The organism is Paraburkholderia dipogonis, from assembly GCF_046027395.1.
Classification (GTDB): domain Bacteria; phylum Pseudomonadota; class Gammaproteobacteria; order Burkholderiales; family Burkholderiaceae; genus Paraburkholderia; species Paraburkholderia dipogonis_A.
The window spans coordinates 23,523-41,760 of the sequence record NZ_JAQQEG010000059.1 but is presented as its reverse complement, the minus strand read 5'-3'; the positions used below and the strand labels follow the sequence as shown (position 1 = coordinate 41,760).

The following is an 18,238-nucleotide window of genomic DNA, read 5'->3' as shown; positions in this document are numbered from 1 at the left end:
CTGTGCGGGGGACCCGCTTATAAGCTAGCGGTGTGAGCCGCTTTCTCTTGCCTACTTCTCTTTGCGGCGGCAAAGAGAAGTAGGTGCCGCCCCGCACAGGGGCAACGCTAATAGACCACTAAGAAATCAAGGAAAGGCCAAAGCCCCATCACCACAACCAACCAGAAAGCCAGACAACCAACAGGCAAAAAAAATGCTCAAATCAATAACCGTAACCACATTCCTAATGGCCTCAACACTCCCAGCCCCAGCACAAACAGTCTGGACAACAGACCACCACATCCCATTAGAAAAAGTACAAAACACCCGAGACCTATCAGGAATAGAAACCCGCGACAACCGTCACATCAACCCACATCGCCTGTACCGCAGCGGCAACCCCACCTCAGCCAGCCCATCCGACATTGAAGAACTAAAATCAATGCACCTGGACACAATCGTCGACTTCCGCGCCGCAAGCGAAAAAACCCCAACAGAACAAAGCTTCACAAAACAATTCCCATACGAAGCAGACCCAGTACTAGCCGGCAACCTGGCACCGGAAGCAATCATCCCAATGCTAAAGCGCTCAACCCCCACGCAAACGCATAACTTCATGATCTCGCTATACAAACAATTCCCAGAAAAATACCAACCCCAATTCACCCGCTTCCTGAAGCTAGCCGAAGCCAACCGCACCATCCTCTACCACTGCACCGCAGGCAAAGACCGCACTGGCTTCGCCACCGTCCTGCTGCTATCCGCGCTCGGCGTCGACCGCGCGACCACCATCGCGAACTACCTGGAATCGAACCGCTACAACGCCGCAGCCAACGCACAAGCCACCGCGCAATTAGAAAAAATCGGCGTCGCCCCCGACGTATTGGCGCCGTTGCTCGCCGTCGACCCCGACTACATCGGCGCGGCCATGGAAGTCATCGACCAGCAATACGGCGGCATGCAGCATTACCTCGTCGATGTCCTGCACGTCAACGTCGACAAGATCCGCGCAAACTATCTCAGCGCGCCTGAGCAGCCTTCATAATCAATCAGGCCGCACCATAAAAAAAGGCGGTGCATGCACCGCCCTCAAAACATCGATCAGCCTTCAAAAACGTGTCGTAACGGCGGCGGCGCCCCACCCTCGCGCACCTTGATCTCCACCACCTTCTTCGCCGTACTCGAAGGACGCACATACGCCGAGTCGAGATAGAACTGCGAGTACCAGTCGCGCATCTGATAGAGCGGCCCGTCGCCTTCACACAGCAGAGGATTGTCGATCCGCGTCTTGGTGTCCCAGATCGCGACGTCCTCGTAAAACGCGGCCTGCGCCTGCCTCGAATACGCGCGCGCAATCTCCATGTTCTGCTCCTCCGACAAACCCGGCACCTTCTTCACCATCACGCCGTAACGCAACTCGAAGCTGTGCATATCGATCGGCACGTGACAGTTCAGCAGGATCGAATGAATCGGATGCCCGCCGCTCTTTCCCGTCATCTCGGTGATGTGATATGCGGGGCCGAAATACGTGGACAGTGCGATCAGTTCATCGTCACCCAGGCGCTCGCTTCGACCGACCAGCAGTTGCGTCGCCTTATGCCCTTCGAACAGATTCGCAAAGTAATCGACCGGCGCGCCGTGCACGGTCGCGAAGTGCGCCATGTCGGAGATGTTGTCGACCAGCTCGCGGCAATTGGTGCCGATCACCATGCGGTCGATCACCCAATCCGACCACTCTGCGGAGAAGCAGGCTTCGATTCGCGGAATCGCCACTTCATCGCCCGGCGGGTTGCCTTCAGGATCGTGCCAGATGAACAGCAACTGGTTCTGCTCGCAGGTCTGCCAGGTGCCGATCCTGGCCTTCGGCGGGATCCTCTTGCAATAGGGAATCGACTGGCAACTGCCGTCGCCGCCCCACTGCCAGCCGTGAAACGGGCAGACCAGCGTATCGCCATCGACGCGTCCGGTGCTCAGATCGGCGCCCATATGCGGACAATAGCCGTCGACCACATTTACGCGGCCATGCGAGTCCATGAACGCGGCAAGACGCTGGCCGAAAATATTCAGCGTGTGCGGCTGGCCGTCCTTGTATTCGCTTGCGAGACCGAGGCAATGCCAGCCGCGCGCATAGCGCTGCACGAGCGGCTGCGCCTCGATTTTGTAGGGACGTGCGGACATCTGTTATCTCCTCCGATGGAAAACGCGGCGTTGCCAGCCCGCCGCCGTCATAGGCATGGTTTTTGGAAAGCGCGCGGATTCGCGCGCTCACGCCTGACGATAGACGCGGCTCGAAGTTCGTTCATCGTCTCGACGGACTAGGTAGCTCAACTAGCCCTAACGCGCCGAATTGCCATGCTCCAACGTGGCAGGCTGCGCGGTTTTCGCGGAGGCGGCAGCGGACGGCGCAGCGCTCACGGTCAGCGCTGCAGGAGTGGCAGCCGTCGCGCCACCCGCGCGCCGCTCCGCGCGTTCGACACCGAGCCACGCCGCGAGCGCCGGCAGCAGAAATACCGCGCCGAACAGGTTCACGAGGAACATGAAGGCGAGCAACACGCCCATATCCACCTGGAACTTCAGCGCGGAAAACGCCCACGTCCCCACGCCGATGAACATCGTCACCGCCGTGAACAATGCGGCAGTGCCGCGCTGACGCATGGCGGCCGCGAACGCGTCGGGCAGGCTCGCCCCGCCGCGCAGTTCGTGCTGCAAGCGTTCATACAGATAGATGCCGTAATCGACCCCGACACCGACGCCGAGCGTAATCACCGGCAGAGTCGCGACCTTCAGGCCGATGCCGAGCCACGCCATCACCGCATTGCACAGAATCGACACCACCGTCAGCGGCACGACGATGCACAACACCGCGCGCCATGAACGGAACGTCACGACGCACAACAGCGTGATTGCGCCGAAGATCGACAGCAGCATGGCGACTTCGGCGTCGCCGACCGCCTCGTTGGTTGCCGCCATCACGCCGACATTGCCGCCCGCGAGCCGAAACGCAACATTCGGCGTGTGATCCTGCGCGGCAACGCGTTTGATTTCATCGACGATGTGCGCGATGGTCTTGCCCTCGTGATTCGACGTATAGATCAACACCTGGATCGTCTGGCAGTTCGCGGTGTTCATACCGTTGTCGGGATCGAACGCGTTGGCGCCTTGCGTGAGGCCATCGCTGGACCGCGGCAGCGCGCCCCAGCGCGGATTGCCTTCGTTGAACGCGGCAATCGAAATCTTCGCGAGCGACGGCACGCTCACCACCGATTGCACGCCCGCCACGCCGCGCATCTCCATTTCGAAGCGTTCGATCGCGCTCATCACCGGATAGTGCAGACAGGCATCGTCGAAACCGTTGGTCTCGACGATCACCGAGAGCGCATCGACGCCGATGTTGTATTCGCTCGTGATGCGCGTGTTGTCGAGGTTGTAGCGCGAGGTGGCGCGCAACTCGGGCGCGCCGGAACCGATATCGCCGATCTGCAGATCGCGCGACGCCTTCGCGCCGAACGCGAGCAACACCAGCGCGACCGCAAACACGCCGAGCGCAGGCACGGGCCGCGCGAACACGGCAAAACGCGTCCACAGCCGGCTGCCGCCGGCCGCCGCGCGGCGCTGCGCGCGCGCCAGCGTGGCCGTTTCGAGCCGCGTATACGACAGCAGAATCGGCAGAAACACCTTGTTGGTGACGATCATCAGCAGCACGCCGAGACACGCCGTAACGCCCAACTCACGCACGATCTCGATCTGGATACGCATGATCACCATGAAGCCCAGCGCATTCGTCAGCAAGGCCACGGTGCCCGGCACGAACAGTTTGCGAAACGCGTCGCGCGCGGCGTCGACGGAAGGCATGCCGGCCACCAGGGCCTGTTTCCATGCGTTCGTCATCTGCACCGCGTGCGAGACGCCGATCGAGAAGATCAGGAACGGCACGAGTATCGACATCGGATCGATGCCGAGCCCAAGAATCGGCAGCGCGCCGAGCAGCCAAACCACCGGCAGCAGCGCGACAAAGAGCGCGAGTGCCGTGGTTTTCGCGGAACGCGTGTAGAGCAGCAGCAACGCCGCGGTAATCAGAAACGCCAACGCGAAGAAACCGATCACGCCACTAATGCCCGCCTCCACATCGCCGACAAGTTTCGCGAAGCCGATGATGTCGACCTCGACATCCTGCTTCGAATACCGCGCGCGAATCTCTTCGAGTTGCCGCGCCACCGCGCTGTAGTCCAGATGCTTGCCGGTCGCTGGATCGGTCTCGCGCAACTCCGCGCGGATCAACGCGGAATGCAGATCGTTACCGACCAGCCGGCCGATCTGCCCGGAACGCGCGACGTTGCGGCGCACCGTGGCGAGATCGGCGGGATTCGCGCTGCTGAACTGGCCAGGCACGACCACGTCGCCGCGAAAACCGGCTTCGGTCACTTCGGTATAGCGCACGTTCGGCGTGAACAGCGAGAACACGCGCGAGCGATTCACACCGGGGATGAAAAACACGTCGTCGGTGGCGTGGCGCAGATCGTCCATGAACGCCTGGTTGTAGATGTCGCCATGACCTTTCCAGCGCAGGCTCACGAGAATCGTGTTCGCACCGGGAAAGGCGCTCGCGTAGCGATTGAACACCTGCATGTACGGATGCTGCATCGGGATCATCTTGTTGAACCCGGGGTCGAGCCGCAAACGCGTCGCGGAGCAACCCAGCGCAACCGTCAGCGCGAGACAAAGCGTCAGGAGGATGCGCCGGTGACGCATGATGGCGTCGGCACAGCGCTCGACAAAGCGTGACAAACGCGACGGAGAGCGGGACTCGGAAGAATGGGACGATGCGTTCATGGTGCGTCTCACGGCAGGACTACGGAAAGCCCGCGCACGCGGCTGACTAACGGCCAGCGAGCGCATGGCAAAAATCGGCGAACGATGAGGGAGCGGTGCGAGCCGCAGTGTCAGGAAGACGGCGCGCCGTTTGCGGCCTGACCGGCTCGCGGCGGCGCCGTGACCGGCAATAGCGCAACGCCTGCTTCACCGCCGAGCGCCAGTTCGCCATGTCCGGCATCGACCACCGCGGCAAGGCTCTGCACGCCGCCGACCTTGCGCACCGTATAAGTCACACCGCCATCGCGCGAGGTGACGATCGCGCCGCCCTGGCCGACCAGCACCAGTTCGCCGTCGGCGAGTTGCACCGCACCGAAGTACGAGGTGCCGACGCCGCTATCCACATGCGTCCACGTCTCGCCCTGATCGGTGCTGCGCAGCACGTTGCCGCGCATGCCGTACGCGAGCCAGTCGCCATCGGCCAGTTTCAGCATGCCGAACAGCGAGCCTTGATACGGCACGGGACGCTTCTCCCAGGTCGCGCCGTAATCGGTGGAGCGCAGCAGCGTGCCGGTTTCGCCGGCGATCATCAGACGGCCGCTGGCGTCGCCAGCAATCGCGTTCAGATGACGGTCGTCGGCGGGCGTCTTCTGCTGGGTCCAGCTCGCGCCGGCATCGTGCGAGACGAACAGCTGGCCGAAGCTGCCGGTCACGAATACGAGCCCGGCCGCATTGCCCCACACCGACAGCAGCGGGTCCGAATGTTTGTGACCGAAGCGCACTTCGCTCCAGTGCGCGCCGCCGTCGACGGTGCGCACGATCCAGCCGTCGTGGCCGACCGCGACGCCGATGCGCGGCGAGACGAAGAACACCTGGGTGAGCGCCGAGGCTTCATTGGGCGTCACCGCCGCTTGCCGCCACGATGCGCCCCTATCGCCGCTCAGCAGGATCACGCCGCGCTCGCCCACCGCGACGAGTCCCATGCCCGCGCTGGCGAGCCCATTGATCTGCAGATGATTGGCTTCGATGGCCGTGGCCGCGAACGCCGGCACCGGCCGTGGCGAGAACGCGAATAGCGCCGCGCCCAGCACGGCCGCCGAGAGCAGCAAACCAGGCAGTGTCGATTTCATACTTTGTCTCCTGTCGACCAGAGTTGGCGCTTTAGCGCTTACTCTGGTCCCATGCAGAGCGGTCGACCAGAGTTGGCGCTTTAGCGCTTACTCTGGTCCCATGCAAACCTCCGACCGCGATCTACGCCGCTGTTTCGAAGAGCGCCGCCGCACCCATGCCGCCGCCGATGCACATGGTCACGACCACGTAGCGCACCCCACGGCGCCGCGCTTCGAGCAGACCATGCAGAGTCATGCGCGTGCCCGACATGCCGAACGGATGGCCTACCGAGATCGCGCCACCGTTCACGTTCAACCGCTCATCAGGAATGCGCAACTGATCGCGGCAATAGATCACCTGGCACGCGAACGCCTCGTTCATTTCCCACAGGCCGATGTCGTTCACCGTCAGCCGATGCCGCGCCAACAGCTTCGGCACCGCGAGCGCCGGGCCGATGCCCATTTCGTCGGCGTCACAACCGGCTACCGCCATGCCGCGATAGATGCCGAGCGGCGCGAGGCCGCGTCGTTTCGCTTCCGCCGCGCTCATCATCACCACGGCTGCGGCGCCGTCAGACAATTGCGACGCGTTGCCCGCCGTGATGAACTCGCCCTGTGCGACCGCTTCACCTCCGCTCCACACCGGCTTCAGCGCAGCGAGGCTCTCCGCCGTCGTGTCGGCGCGATTGCATTCGTCGCGCGTGGCGCGCACGGTTTCGCTGCCCGTTTGCTTGCCTTCCTTGTCGAACAGGGCGCGCTGCACTTCCAGCGGCACAATTTCTTCATCGAAGCGGCCCGCTGCCTGCGCAGCCGCCGTGCGCTGCTGGCTCGTCAACGCGTACTCATCCTGAGCCTCGCGGGAAATCTCGTAGCGGCGCGCCACGACCTCCGCCGTTTCGATCATCGCCATATACGCCGAAGGCTGATTCGCCAACACCGCGTTCGAGCGGGCCCGGTACGCGTTCTTGTGTTTGTTCTGCGTGAGCGTGATCGATTCGACGCCGCCCGCGATCACGATCCGCGCGTCGCCGCATACGATGTTCTGCGCGGCGGTCGCGATCGTCATCAGCCCCGACGAGCACATGCGGTCCATCGCCATGCCCGGCACCGAAGCAGGCAACCCCGCCGCCGCAGCCGAAAGCCGGCCGATGTTGTAGCCCTGCGTGCCCTGCTGCGCGGCGCAGCCCATCAGCACGTCGTCGATCTCGGCGCCTTCCAGTTGCGCGCGCTCCAGCGCCGCCCGCACTACGTGGCCGCCTAACGCGGGCGCTTCGGTATCGTTGAACACGCCGCGATACGCTTTGCCGATCGGTGTGCGTGCAACCGACACGATGACCGCTTCGTTCATGAACTCTTTCCTCTACGGGTTCTACAGGTTTCTACAGGTAGTAACGGCTGATGGTGTCGGCCACGCAACCGGGCTTGGACTCGCCCTCGATCTCGACGCTCACGCGTATCCACGCCTGCACGCCGCCTTCGAACGCTTCGGCGCGCAATAACTCGCCGACGCCGCGAACGCGCGCTCCCACTCGCACCGGCGCGGGAAAGCGTATCCGGTCGCAGCCGTAGTTGACGCCGAGCCGCGCGCCTTCGATACAAACGATCTGCGGCAAAAAGAAATTGACCAGCGAGAGCGTGAGGAAACCGTGCGCGATACACGCGCCGAACGGACCGTCCCTGGCGCGTTCGGCATCGACGTGGACCCATTGATGATCCAGCGTCGCATCGGCGAAACGGTCGATGCGCGTTTGATCGACCTCGAGCCACGCGCTCGCGCCGAGCTGTTCACCGGCCGCCTCGATCAACTCGCGCGGATGCGCGAATACGCGCGCGCCAGGTTCCAACGCATATGCTTCAGCCACGGCGTTCTCCATCACGCATGCTGACTGCTGACCGACAGCACTTCGCCGGTCATATACGACGCGTAGTCGCTTGCCAGAAAGACCATCACGTTCGCCACCTCCCACACTTCGGCGGCGCGTCCGAATGCTTCGCGCGACGCCAGTTGATCGAGCAGATCGGCCGAAGCCGACTTCTTCAGAAAATCGTGCAGCGCGATACTCGGCGCCACGGCGTTGATACGTACGCCGTAAGGCGCGGCTTCCAGCGCGGCACAGCGCGTGAGCGCCATCACGCCGGCTTTCGCCGCGGCGTAGTGCGCCTGTTCCGCCTGCGCCCGCCAGCCGAGCACCGATGCGTTATTGACGATCACGCCATGCCCGCGCTGCTGCATGTGCGGCAACATCGCCCGCGTCATGCGGAAGGTGCCGGTGAGGCTAATGTCGATCACACGCGACCATTCCGCATCGTCCATTTCGACGATGCGACGCGCGCCGCCCAGTCCGGCGTTGTTGATCAGCACGTCCACGCCTTGCAGTTTTTCCTCGGCGTCGGCCACCAGCGCGCGCACGTCGTCTTCCACTGAAACATTGCAGAGGCGCCCGTAGATCGCCTGCAAGCCGGTTTCAGCGCGCAACGTTTCGACCGCCTGCGAAAGCCGTCTCTCGTGGATGTCGGAGATAAAGAGCGCGCGGCAGCATTCTTCCGCGCACCGCTTTGCGGCGGCAAAACCGATCCCCACGCCGGCCGCGGCGGTAATCAGCACGGACTTGCCCGCCAGCAACCGATGGCCGGGCACATAAGCGGGCGCGCTGCGCACCGTTTGAGACTCGTTCATAGCGTTCCTCTGGGTTCCTTCGGCATGCCGAGCCCGCGCTCGGCCATGATGTTGAGCTGGATTTCGTTGGTGCCCGCGTAGATCGTGTCGGCGCGCGAGAACAGGAAGACGCCTTGCAGACGGGTGCGCTTTTCATCGTTGGCGGCGATCAGGTTGGCATCGAGTCCAAGTACGTCCATCGCGAGCTGGCCCAACTCGCGGTGCCAGTTCGACCAGTAATACTTGTAGATCAGCGCTTCGCGGCCCAATGCGCCGCCGGACGATTCGTCGGCGCCGGCCAGCATGCGCAGCGCGTTGTAGCGCATCACACGCAAGCCGGCCCACGCGCGTGCAATGCGTTGTCGGATCACCGCGTCGTGCGCGACACCCGCTTCGTGAGCGGCATCGATCACCCATTCGAGTTCGCGGATGAACTGCATCTGCTGGCCGAGCGTGGACATGCCCCGTTCGAAGCCGAGCAAGGTCATCGCGATACGCCAGCCGTCGCCCGGTGCGCCGACGAGGTCATCAGCAGCGGCGAGCGCGCCATCGAAGAACACTTCGTTGAATTCGGCGCCGCCGTTCATCTGCTTGATCGGACGAATCTCGATGCCGGGTTGATCGAGCCGCAAGAGCAGGAACGAGAGCCCGCGATTGCCACGCGACTCCGGATCGGTCCGCGCGACAACGAAGATCCAGTCGGAGTCGTGCGCAAGCGATGTCCACACTTTCTGGCCGTGCACGCGCCAGTTGCCCTGGTCGTCGCGGACAGCGCGCGTGCGGATATTCGCGAGGTCGGAGCCCGCGCCCGGTTCCGAAAAGCCCTGACACCAGAACTGCGTGCCGTCGAGGATGCCGGGCAGGAAGCGCTTGCGCTGATCTTCGGTGCCGCAGGCGATCAGGGTCGGTCCCAGCAAGCCTTCGCCGATGTGGCCCATTCGGCCCGGCCCGCCGGCGCGTGCATATTCCTCGTGGAAGATCACCTGCTGGGCCACCCTGAAGCCGCGGCCACCTTCGCCGGCGGGCCAGCCGAGGCCAGTCCAGCCCGCCGCCGCGAGTTCGCGTTCCCATTGTTTGCGCAGCGCAGGATAAGCTTCCTCGTCGCCGGGACCGCCACGGTACTTGAGGCAAGCGAACTCGCCGCTCAGATGCGTGCGCATCCAGTCGGCGACTTCGACGCGCAAGCGCTGAAATTGCGTTTCGCTGTTCATCACAGGACTCCCGCGAGCACGTTTTGCGTGTGATTGGCATGCGCAAGCGCCGCCGTGTTCGACGCCCGCTCGTCGCGAGCCATCACGTGTTGCGCGATAAACGACAGCATCTGCGAGGTCGTGCCGAACATCGCGCCCGCTGCCTGCGCGCGCTTGAAATACAGTTGCGGGTCGTATTCCCAGGTGAAGCCCACGCCGCCGTGCAGTTGAACGGCTTCCTGCGCGCAGAAACGGAAAGCGTCGTTGGCGGCGGCTTTTGCGGCGGCGATGTCGGCGAGCGTGTCATCGTCATCAACATCGATTGCAGCGGCAGCGGCGCGATCCCACGCCTGCGCCGCGCCGAGCACCATCGAACGGCTCGCCTCGATCTCGACCATCATCTGCGCGCAGCGGTGTTTGACGGCCTGGAACGAGGCGATCGCGCGGCCGAATTGCACGCGGTCAGCCGTGTAGGCGAGCGTGAGGTCGAGGCATTGTTGCGCGCCGCCCACCTGCTCGGCGGCGAGCGCCAGCGCGGCAAACCAGGCGGACTGCGAAAGCGCGCGCTCAGCCCGACTGCCGCGCACGAGCAATGCCGAGCGCGGCACCTCGACGGCACGCAGATCGAGCCGCGCCAACGGACGCGTTGCATCGAGCGTAACGAGCGGCGTGCGCGTCAGACCTGCGACATCCACGCCCTGCAACTCGAATAGCGCGACCGCCTGCGCTTCATTCGCGATACGTGCCGGCACCAGCAGAAGCTCCGCGCTCACGCCGTCCACTACTTGAGCCAACGTGCCCGACAACCGATAGCCACTAGCGGTTTCTTCGGCGAACAGCGGCACGCGCCGTGCGTCGGCGAAATCGAAACCTGCGGAAAGCGGCAGCGCCAGCGTTGCACTCGATTCACCACTCGCGATTCGCGCGAGCCGCTCGCGGGCCGCTTCGGTGTCGCCGTGCGCGAGCGCCGTCGCCGCGAGGCAGACCGTGCCGAAGTAAGGCACGCAGGCAAGACGCCGGCCCATCTGCTCCATCATCAGCACCAGTTCGGTCGCGCCCAGACCCGCGCCACCCGACGCTTCCGGCACCGTCAGCGCGCACCAGCCGAGTTCTCCCGCAAGCGTGCGCCACAACGCTTCGTCACGACCGGCGCAGTGTTCGACCGCGTGCCGCACGGCCGCCGACGCGCTGCGTTCGGTCAGCACCTCGGCCGCCGCGTCGCGAATCATGATCTGTTCTTCGGAGAGAGCGAGGTTCATCGGATCAGCTTCCGTAGACGCGTTGGGCCGGCTCGCGCTGTGCGACCAGCGCGGCGACCGCGCCGCCGATCTCGGCGACGTTCCAACGCGCGCCATGATCGATTCGCGGTCCCGTGCGCCAGCCTTCAGCGACCGCGATCATGCCGCCGGCGGCCTCGAACACCTGGCCGGTGACATCGCGTGACTGCTCGCTGCCGAGCCACACCACGAGCGGCGCGACGTTGGCGGGATCGAAGTAGTCGAAACCGTCGGCGGGCTTTTTCATCATGTCGGCGAACACACCCTCGGTCATCGAGGTGCGCGCGGCGGGCGCCAGTGCATTCACGCGAATGCCGTAGCGCTGCAACTCGGCGGCCTGCATCAACGTGAGCGCCGCGATGGCCGCTTTCGCCGCGCCATAGTTCGCCTGGCCGATTGAGCCTTGCAGACCGGCGCCGGAACTGGTGTTGATAATGCGAGCATCTACGGCGGCGCCCGCCTTCGACGCCTCGCGCCATGCACGCGCAAGCAATTGCGAAAGACAGAAGTGGCCACGCAGATGCACGCGCATCACGTCGTCCCAATCGTCCTCGGTCATGCTGGCGAACATCCGGTCGCGGCAGATGCCCGCGTTGTTCACCAGCACGTGAATCTCGCCGAACGCCTCATGCGCGGCATCGACGATGCGTTGCGCGGAGTCGATGCGCGTGATGTCGTCCGCGTTGGCGAGCGCCCGCCCGCCGGCCCGCGCGATCTCGTCGCACACGGCTTGCGCGGCGTCGCGGCGAATGTCGTTGACCACCACCGCCGCGCCTTCGGCGGCATACGCCAATGCATATTCGCGGCCCAGCCCGCCTCCCGCGCCGGTGATGATCACCGTGCGGCCATTGCAGATTCCCATGCTTGATCCTCGTAGACAGTGTTGCGCTTACAGGCGCTCGATGATGGTGACGTTGGCGAGCCCGCCGCCCTCGCACATCGTCTGCAAGCCGTAGCGGCCTTGCGTGCGCTCGAGTTCGTGCAGCAGGCTGGTCATCAGCCGCGCGCCGGTGGCGCCGAGCGGATGGCCGAGCGCGATCGCGCCGCCGTTTGGATTGGTGCGTGCGTGCGGATAGCGCGTTTCGGCGAGCCACGCCAATGCGACCGACGCGAACGCCTCATTGAGTTCGACGACATCGATGTCGTCAAGCGTCAGGCCGGCTTTGCGCAACGCGTGACGCGTCGCGGGAATCGGCGCGGTGAGCATCCACAGCGGATCGTCGCCGAGCACGCTCAGATGATGGATGCGCGCTCGCGGCGTGAGGCCGTAGCGTTTGAGCGCGTCTTCGGAGACGATCAGCAAGGCCGCTGCCGCATCGCAAGTCTGACTGGAGACGGCGGCTGTCAGCGCGCCGCCCGGCATCAACGGTTCGAGCGACGCCATTTTCGCGAGCGTGGTGTCCTTGCGCGGCGTTTCATCGTCGGCGACGCCCGCGAACGGCACTATCTCGCGCGCGAAGTAGCCGCTCTCGATCGCGGCCAATGCGCGCCGGTGACTTTCGAGCGCGTACTGTTCCATCGTTTCGCGCGACAGATTCCAGTGATCCGCGATCCGCTGCGCCGCGTGAAACTGCGAGACCGGCGCATCGCCGAAACGCGCCCGCCAACCGATGCTGCCGGAAAAGGGATCGGTGAAACCGAGCGGCACGGCCGCCGTCATCGCCGATGAAATCGGAATCTGGGTCATGGTCTGCACGCCACCCGCGACCACCACGTCCTGAGTGCCGCTCATCACCGCCTGGGCGGCGAAATGCACCGCCTGTTGCGATGAACCGCACTGACGGTCCACGGTCACGCCGGGCACTGTCAGCGGCAAACCCGCGGCGAGCCAACAGGTGCGAGCGATATTGCCCGCCAGCGGGCCGATCGTATCGACGCAGCCGAACACCACGTCGTCGTATTCTTCTGCGGGAATCGCGTTGCGCGAGACCAGTTCCTTCAACACGAAGCCGCCCAGGTCCGCCGCATGCACCTGCGCGAGTCCGCCTTTGCGGCGGCCGGTCGGCGTACGCAGCGCGTCGACGATATAAGCCTGTTTCATCGTGACTCCAGTTCGAAAGTATGGGCCGGGCCGATGGGCACGCGCACATCGATCAGCGCTGCCGCGACGCGGGCCTTGTGAAACGTCGTATCGCCCCAACTGCTTGCGAGCGCCCAGATACGTTTCATGAAGATCTGCAGATCGAGTTCCCACGTGTAGCCGATCGCGCCATGCACCTGCATTGCGTGGCGCGCGGCGAGTTGCGCCGCGGCGGTGGCGGCGAGCCTGGCGTGAGAGACATACAGCGCGCGTTGCGGATCGTTGTCGGCGATCGCGCACGCGGCGCGATACACCACCGGCCGCGCGAACTCATAGCGGATCGCGACGTCGGCAAGCAGATGCTTGAGCGCCTGATACGAGCCGATCGGTTTGCCGAACTGCTTGCGCTGCGCGCTGTAGTCGATCGCCATGTCCAGCACGCGCTGCGTCAGGCCGAGCAATTGCGCGGCGACGGCGAATGCGCCGCGATCCAGCGCGCCGGCAAGAATCGGCGCCGCTTCGTCGCGCAATGCCACGCGCGTGTCCGACGAAGGCTCCCATTCGACTTCGAACAGACGCCGCGACGGATCGACGCTTTCCACCGCATTCAGTCGGCACGCGTGCGGCGTGAGCCAGTGCAACTCGCCATCGCGCTCGGCCAGCAAAACCTGAGCAACATGCGCGTCGCTGACATACGGGTTCACCGGATGCGCGATCGACACGCGCGCCGAGCCCGCCGCGATGTCACGCAACAACGTGTCGCGCCGCTCGCTCGCGGGCAGCGCTTCGAGCATGCCCACGGCCACCAGCGCGGTATCGAGCAACGGCTCGGGAGCGGCAAAGTAGCCGTAGGTCTGCGCAAGCAATGCCCACTCCACTTCGCCGAGACCCATGCCGTCATGACTCTCCGGCACCGAGAGCGCCGTCAGCCCTTGCGCGGCGAACAGATTCCAGATGCTGTCCGAGCGCCCCGTCGGCGTGTTCCACAACTCGCGGATCAGCTCGGGCGTCATCTCCGTCATGAGAAAACGCCTGACGCTGCTAACCAGCGCTTCCTGATCCTCGTTGATTACGAAATCCATAGTTCCTCGCTCAATCCTTTAAGCGTCTGAATGCGGCCTCGATGCGGCGTGCCGCATCTGCAACGCACGCGGCAACAAGCGCGGCTTTCACGAGCGCGGCATCCCGAGCATCCGTTCCGCGACGATGTTGCGCTGGATCTCGTTGGTGCCCGCATAGATCGGCCCGGCCTGCGCGAACAGAAAACCGTCGAGCCAGTTGCCAAGCGCGGCGTGTTGCTCGCGCGTGCGCGGCACCACTTCGCCGCGTGCGCCGAGAATGTCCAGCGCGGTCTGATGCATGCGCAGATCGAGTTCGGACCAGAACACCTTGTTGGTGCTCGACTCCGCGCCGATATGGCCGCCCTTCTGCAAGCGGCTGGCGGTTGCGTAGGTCGAAAGCGCGTAGGCTTGCGCATCCATCCATGCGTCGATCACGCGTTCGCGCAGAGCCGGATCGCGATCGGCCTCGGCGCGATGCGCCAGATAGAGCTCGCGCAACGCTTCGGCGGTGCGCTGAAAGCGCGCCGGCGAGCGCAGCATCAGGCCGCGCTCGAAACCGGCCGTCGCCATCGCGACCTGCCAGCCCATGCCTTCGCCGGCGAGACGGTGATCGAGCGGCACGCGCACGTCGTCGAAGAAAATCTCCGCGAAGCCGGTGTGGCCGTTCAGCTGGCGGATCGGCCGCACGGTGATGCCGGGTGTGTTCAGCGGCACCATGAGGAAAGTCAGGCCGTGGTGGCGCGTGGATTGCGGATCGCTGCGAAACAGGCCGAACAGCCAGTCGGCCCAGACCGCGCGCGTCGACCAGATCTTCTGGCCGTTGAGGATGTACTCGCCGCCCGCGCCGCCGTCGCTGCGAGTCGCGCTCGCCCGAATCGCAGCCATGTCCGAGCCCGCATTCGGCTCGGACCAGCCTTGCGCCCACACGTGTTCGCCGGCCGCCATTGCGGGCAGAAAGCGGGCCTTTTGCCCCTCGGTGCCGAAGTCCATCAAGGTCGGGCCGAGCAGGAAAATGCCGTTCTGATTCACCCGCATCGGCGCGTCGGCGCGCCAGTATTCTTCTTCGAAAATCAGCCACTCGATCAGATCGCAACCGCGTCCGCCCAACTCGCGCGGCCACGTCACCATGCTCCAGCGGCCCGAATGCAGCGTGCGCTCCCATGCGCGATGCGCGGCGAAGCCCGCTTCGGTATCGAAACTCGGCAGCGGTTCGCGCGGCACATGCTCGGCGAGCCAGCCGCGAATCTCGGCGCGAAACGCGCGCTGCGCCGGCGTGTAATCGAGCTTCATGCGCGCGCTCCGGCCTGACGTTGGGCGGCATCGAACTGCGCGTCGCGTTTTTCGACGAACGCCGAGCGTGCTTCGGCCGAATCGTTCGTCATGTAGGCCTGCAACGTGAAGCCCTGTTCCCAGCGGTATTTGTCTTCGAGGTCGCCGTCCTCGACGCCGTTCAGCGCTTCCTTGGCGAGTTGCAGCATCGCGGGACTTTTCGCCGCGATCTTGCGGGCCAATTCCAACGCCGCGTCACGCAATTGTTCGCGCGGCACGACGCGTTCGACCGCGCCCAGGCGATAGGCTTCGGCGGCATCGACCATCTCGCCGGTGAAATACATCGCGCGCACTTTCTGCACGCCGAACAGGCGCTGCAAATGCGCGCCGCCGCCCATCGCGCCGCGGTCGATCTCGGGCACGCCGAAGCGCGCGCATTCCGACGCGACGATCACGTCTGCCGCGCCGCAGATGCCGATTCCGCCGCCGAGCACGAAGCCGTGCACCGCGACGATCACCGGCTTCGGATTGCGGTGCACCGCACGAAAAGTCGCATAGTTACCCGCGTTGACCGCGACGATCCGCTCCGGATGCGCGGCCAGTTCCTTGATATCGACGCCCGCGCAAAAGCCGCGCCCCGCGCCGCGCAACACGATTACGTGCACGCTGTCGTCGCAGCCGAGCGCGTCGATCGCATCGGCGAGCGCCTGCCAGCCTTGCGAGTCGAGCGCATTGACCGGCGGTTGATCGATCACCAGCTCGCCGATGCCGCCTTCGCGTTCGATCCTGAACGGCAGCGAGCGGACGCTGTCGAGGGCTTGTGTCATGGTCTGTCGTCCCTGATGAATGGTGTGGATGTGCTTTGGCGGTTCAGGCGTGAACCGGGATGCCGCGCACCGCGGCAAGCGCGTCGAGTCGCGCCACCGCATCGTCGACGATGCGGGCGATCAGGCCTTCGCACGATTCGAGCGCGCCGATCACCGCGGCCACCTGGCCGCTGGGCAACACGCCTTCGTCGGGCGCGCCATCGACGATCGCGCGCTGGATCAGAAACGGCGCGTTGGCCGCCATCAGCGTCTGGCTCGCGGTGTAGTTGTGATCGCGTAACGCCTTGAGTCCGAGCGACACCATCTGCGCGAAACTCATGCCGCTCTGGCGGCGCCATGCTTCGGCCGTCTTCAAGGCGAACAGCGTGCGGCGCAATGGACCGAAGGCTTCGAGCCGCAATAGATACGGGTTGTCGATCATGCGTTGCGGCAAGCCGTCGAGCGCGGCCGACACGCGAATGTGCGACGGGTCGTTCACCGCGACGTAACGTTCGAGCGTCGCGCGCGGCACCGGCGACTCTTCGGTCATCAGAAAGCGTGTGCCCATCGCAATGCCGGCCGCGCCGTAGCCGAGCGCAGCAGCAAGGCCGCGTCCGTCGAAGAAACCGCCTGCGGCGATCACCGGTACGTTCACCGCATCGAGCACGCGCGGCAGCAGCAGCGTGGTCGGCATCGAACCGGTGTGGCCGCCGCCTTCCGCGCCCTGCACCGTGACCGCGTCGGCGCCGAGTTCGACCGCTTTCTGCGCATGCTTCGGCGCGCCGACGGTGGGAATGCACATCACGCCCGCGTCCTTGAAACGGCGGATCGTTTTCGCGTCGGGGCCGCGTCCGTAACTCACGGCGCGCAGCTTGTGGCGAATCGCCAGATCGACGACCTGCGCCGCGTTCGGCTGGAACATATGGAAGTTGATGCCGAAGGGCTGGTCGGTCAGTTCCTTCACGCGCAGAATCTCCGCTTCCACGCGGTCGGCTTCGAGCGTCGCGCCGGCGAGAAAACCGAAGCCGCCCGCATTGCAGGTCGCGGCCACGAGCCGCGCGTCGGCGACCCAACCCATCGCCGTTTGCACAATCGGATAGCGGCAGCCGAGCAGATCGCAGAGCGGCGTATGCAGCGCCGCGCTCATGCCGCTTCTCCTTTTGCCGCCGCATCCGCAACGTTGGCGGGCGTTGCACGTTGCGAGTCGGCCATCTTGCGGGCGTCGTAGCCACCGAGCCGGTCGCCGCTGATCAGTTCGTTGTGCGCGTGGGCAAAGTGATGCCATGCGAACGCGGCATCCATTGCGGCGCGCTTGCCTTGCAGTTCTTCGACGTGATTCACCGCCTGTTTGGTGAGCGCCAAGCCGAGCCTCGGCATGCGTGCGATCTTCGCGGCGATCTCCGTGACGGTGTCCTGCAGGCGCTCACGCGGCACGACGCGGTTCACCATGCCCATCTGATAGGCGCGCGCCGCATCCATCCGCTCTCCGAGAAACAGAAACTCTTTGGCGATGCGCGGATTCAGCTCATACGCATGCGCAAAATATTCGACGCCGGGAATGCCCATGCGTACGACCGGATCGGAGAAGAAGGCGTCGTCGGACGCGACAATCAGATCGCAGACCCACGCCAGCATCAACCCGCCGGCCACGCACGCGCCCTGCACCATCGCAATGGTCGGCTTGGGCAGATCGCGCCAGCGGCGGCACATGCCGAGATAGACTTCCTGCTCGCGGGCGTAGAGAAACTCGCCGCCTTCCTTGCCGACGTGGTCGTACCAGAGCGATTCCCGCTCGAACGATTGATCGATGTCGCGGCCCGGCGTGCCGATGTCGTGGCCCGCCGAAAAATGCTTGCCCGCGCCGGCGAGCACGATGACTTTCACCGCGTCGTCGTTCGATGCGCGTTTGAACGCCGCGTCGAGCGCGTAAGTCATCTTCGAGTTCTGCGCGTTGTGGTACTCGGGGCGATTCATCGTAATGGTCGCAATGCCGTCGCTCACGCGATACTCGACGACCGGCTCTTCGGCTTTCGATTCCGCCGTGGATGTCTGGTTCGACATG

At 64.7% G+C, this 18,238-nt stretch carries 16 protein-coding genes; 1 reads left to right on the top strand and 15 read right to left on the bottom strand.

What is annotated here, in order from left to right; all coding sequences use genetic code 11:
- The first annotated feature begins 226 nt into the window (after window positions 1-226).
- Window positions 227-1,024, top strand: coding sequence for a tyrosine-protein phosphatase (locus PQR32_RS38350; RefSeq protein ID WP_408239936.1), 798 nt, complete (start codon window positions 227-229; stop codon window positions 1,022-1,024).
- 56 nt (window positions 1,025-1,080) lie between these two features.
- Here the strand turns inward: PQR32_RS38350 and PQR32_RS38345 are convergent, their stop codons facing one another.
- The 15 genes from PQR32_RS38345 to PQR32_RS38275 all read right to left on the bottom strand — a co-directional run bounded on the left by PQR32_RS38345 (window position 1,081) and on the right by PQR32_RS38275 (window position 18,237).
- Window positions 1,081-2,157, bottom strand: coding sequence for a 3-ketosteroid-9-alpha-monooxygenase, oxygenase component (locus PQR32_RS38345; protein ID WP_408239933.1), 1,077 nt, complete (start codon window positions 2,155-2,157; stop codon window positions 1,081-1,083).
- A 156-nt stretch (window positions 2,158-2,313) separates the two neighbouring features.
- The gene (locus PQR32_RS38340) at window positions 2,314-4,809 is read right to left on the bottom strand and encodes an efflux RND transporter permease subunit (RefSeq protein WP_408239930.1); all 2,496 of its coding nucleotides are present in this window, start codon (window positions 4,807-4,809) and stop codon (window positions 2,314-2,316) included.
- Between the two features lie 110 nt (window positions 4,810-4,919).
- The gene (locus PQR32_RS38335; protein ID WP_408239927.1) at window positions 4,920-5,918 is read right to left on the bottom strand and encodes a WD40/YVTN/BNR-like repeat-containing protein; all 999 of its coding nucleotides are present in this window, start codon (window positions 5,916-5,918) and stop codon (window positions 4,920-4,922) included.
- Window positions 5,919-6,039: 121 nt separating this feature from the next.
- A complete protein-coding gene (locus tag PQR32_RS38330) occupies window positions 6,040-7,245 on the bottom strand; it encodes an acetyl-CoA C-acyltransferase (RefSeq protein WP_408239924.1) in 1,206 nt (401 codons plus the stop codon).
- Window positions 7,246-7,276: 31 nt separating this feature from the next.
- Window positions 7,277-7,771 (bottom strand): MaoC family dehydratase, encoded by a 495-nt coding sequence (locus tag PQR32_RS38325; RefSeq protein WP_408239939.1) that lies wholly within the window; start codon window positions 7,769-7,771, stop codon window positions 7,277-7,279.
- Window positions 7,771-8,574 (bottom strand): SDR family oxidoreductase, encoded by an 804-nt coding sequence (locus PQR32_RS38320; RefSeq protein ID WP_408239922.1) that lies wholly within the window; start codon window positions 8,572-8,574, stop codon window positions 7,771-7,773. The genes PQR32_RS38325 and PQR32_RS38320 overlap by 1 nt, the downstream gene beginning before the upstream one ends.
- Complete coding sequence (locus PQR32_RS38315) at window positions 8,571-9,764, bottom strand: acyl-CoA dehydrogenase family protein (RefSeq protein WP_408239919.1); 1,194 nt, start codon at window positions 9,762-9,764, stop codon at window positions 8,571-8,573. Before PQR32_RS38315 ends, PQR32_RS38320 begins: the two co-directional genes overlap by 4 nt.
- On the bottom strand, window positions 9,764-11,002 hold the full coding sequence (locus tag PQR32_RS38310; RefSeq protein WP_408239916.1) for an acyl-CoA dehydrogenase family protein: 1,239 nt from the start codon (window positions 11,000-11,002) through the stop codon (window positions 9,764-9,766). Before PQR32_RS38310 ends, PQR32_RS38315 begins: the two co-directional genes overlap by 1 nt.
- Window positions 11,003-11,006: 4 nt before the next feature.
- Window positions 11,007-11,882, bottom strand: coding sequence for an SDR family oxidoreductase (locus tag PQR32_RS38305; protein ID WP_408239913.1), 876 nt, complete (start codon window positions 11,880-11,882; stop codon window positions 11,007-11,009).
- A gap of 27 nt (window positions 11,883-11,909) precedes the next feature.
- Window positions 11,910-13,061: an acetyl-CoA C-acetyltransferase gene (locus tag PQR32_RS38300; RefSeq protein ID WP_408239910.1), complete on the bottom strand. Its 1,152-nt coding sequence runs from the start codon at window positions 13,059-13,061 to the stop codon at window positions 11,910-11,912.
- On the bottom strand, window positions 13,058-14,122 hold the full coding sequence (locus PQR32_RS38295) for an acyl-CoA dehydrogenase family protein (RefSeq protein WP_408239907.1): 1,065 nt from the start codon (window positions 14,120-14,122) through the stop codon (window positions 13,058-13,060). The genes PQR32_RS38300 and PQR32_RS38295 overlap by 4 nt, the downstream gene beginning before the upstream one ends.
- A gap of 87 nt (window positions 14,123-14,209) precedes the next feature.
- On the bottom strand, window positions 14,210-15,391 hold the full coding sequence (locus PQR32_RS38290) for an acyl-CoA dehydrogenase family protein (RefSeq protein WP_408239904.1): 1,182 nt from the start codon (window positions 15,389-15,391) through the stop codon (window positions 14,210-14,212).
- Complete coding sequence (locus tag PQR32_RS38285; RefSeq protein WP_408239901.1) at window positions 15,388-16,197, bottom strand: enoyl-CoA hydratase family protein; 810 nt, start codon at window positions 16,195-16,197, stop codon at window positions 15,388-15,390. Before PQR32_RS38285 ends, PQR32_RS38290 begins: the two co-directional genes overlap by 4 nt.
- 43 nt (window positions 16,198-16,240) lie before the next feature.
- Complete coding sequence (locus PQR32_RS38280; RefSeq protein ID WP_408239898.1) at window positions 16,241-17,323, bottom strand: NAD(P)H-dependent flavin oxidoreductase; 1,083 nt, start codon at window positions 17,321-17,323, stop codon at window positions 16,241-16,243.
- Complete coding sequence (locus PQR32_RS38275) at window positions 17,320-18,237, bottom strand: enoyl-CoA hydratase (protein WP_408239895.1); 918 nt, start codon at window positions 18,235-18,237, stop codon at window positions 17,320-17,322. Before PQR32_RS38275 ends, PQR32_RS38280 begins: the two co-directional genes overlap by 4 nt.
- Window position 18,238 lies beyond the last annotated feature (1 nt).

Coding starts and splice junctions, on each gene's coding strand:
- PQR32_RS38320 (WP_408239922.1), bottom strand. CDS start 8,574: ATGAACGAGTCTCAAACGGTGCGCAGCGCGCCCGCTTATGTGCCCGGC.
- PQR32_RS38325 (WP_408239939.1), bottom strand. CDS start 7,771: ATGGAGAACGCCGTGGCTGAAGCATATGCGTTGGAACCTGGCGCGCGC.
- PQR32_RS38340 (WP_408239930.1), bottom strand. CDS start 4,809: ATGAACGCATCGTCCCATTCTTCCGAGTCCCGCTCTCCGTCGCGTTTG.
- PQR32_RS38280 (WP_408239898.1), bottom strand. CDS start 17,323: ATGAGCGCGGCGCTGCATACGCCGCTCTGCGATCTGCTCGGCTGCCGC.
- PQR32_RS38300 (WP_408239910.1), bottom strand. CDS start 13,061: ATGAAACAGGCTTATATCGTCGACGCGCTGCGTACGCCGACCGGCCGC.
- PQR32_RS38350 (WP_408239936.1), top strand. CDS start 227: ATGGCCTCAACACTCCCAGCCCCAGCACAAACAGTCTGGACAACAGAC.
- PQR32_RS38330 (WP_408239924.1), bottom strand. CDS start 7,245: ATGAACGAAGCGGTCATCGTGTCGGTTGCACGCACACCGATCGGCAAA.
- PQR32_RS38290 (WP_408239904.1), bottom strand. CDS start 15,391: ATGAAGCTCGATTACACGCCGGCGCAGCGCGCGTTTCGCGCCGAGATT.
- PQR32_RS38315 (WP_408239919.1), bottom strand. CDS start 9,764: ATGAACAGCGAAACGCAATTTCAGCGCTTGCGCGTCGAAGTCGCCGAC.
- PQR32_RS38275 (WP_408239895.1), bottom strand. CDS start 18,237: ATGTCGAACCAGACATCCACGGCGGAATCGAAAGCCGAAGAGCCGGTC.
- PQR32_RS38335 (WP_408239927.1), bottom strand. CDS start 5,918: ATGAAATCGACACTGCCTGGTTTGCTGCTCTCGGCGGCCGTGCTGGGC.
- PQR32_RS38295 (WP_408239907.1), bottom strand. CDS start 14,122: ATGGATTTCGTAATCAACGAGGATCAGGAAGCGCTGGTTAGCAGCGTC.
- PQR32_RS38310 (WP_408239916.1), bottom strand. CDS start 11,002: ATGAACCTCGCTCTCTCCGAAGAACAGATCATGATTCGCGACGCGGCG.
- PQR32_RS38285 (WP_408239901.1), bottom strand. CDS start 16,197: ATGACACAAGCCCTCGACAGCGTCCGCTCGCTGCCGTTCAGGATCGAA.
- PQR32_RS38345 (WP_408239933.1), bottom strand. CDS start 2,157: ATGTCCGCACGTCCCTACAAAATCGAGGCGCAGCCGCTCGTGCAGCGC.
- PQR32_RS38305 (WP_408239913.1), bottom strand. CDS start 11,882: ATGGGAATCTGCAATGGCCGCACGGTGATCATCACCGGCGCGGGAGGC.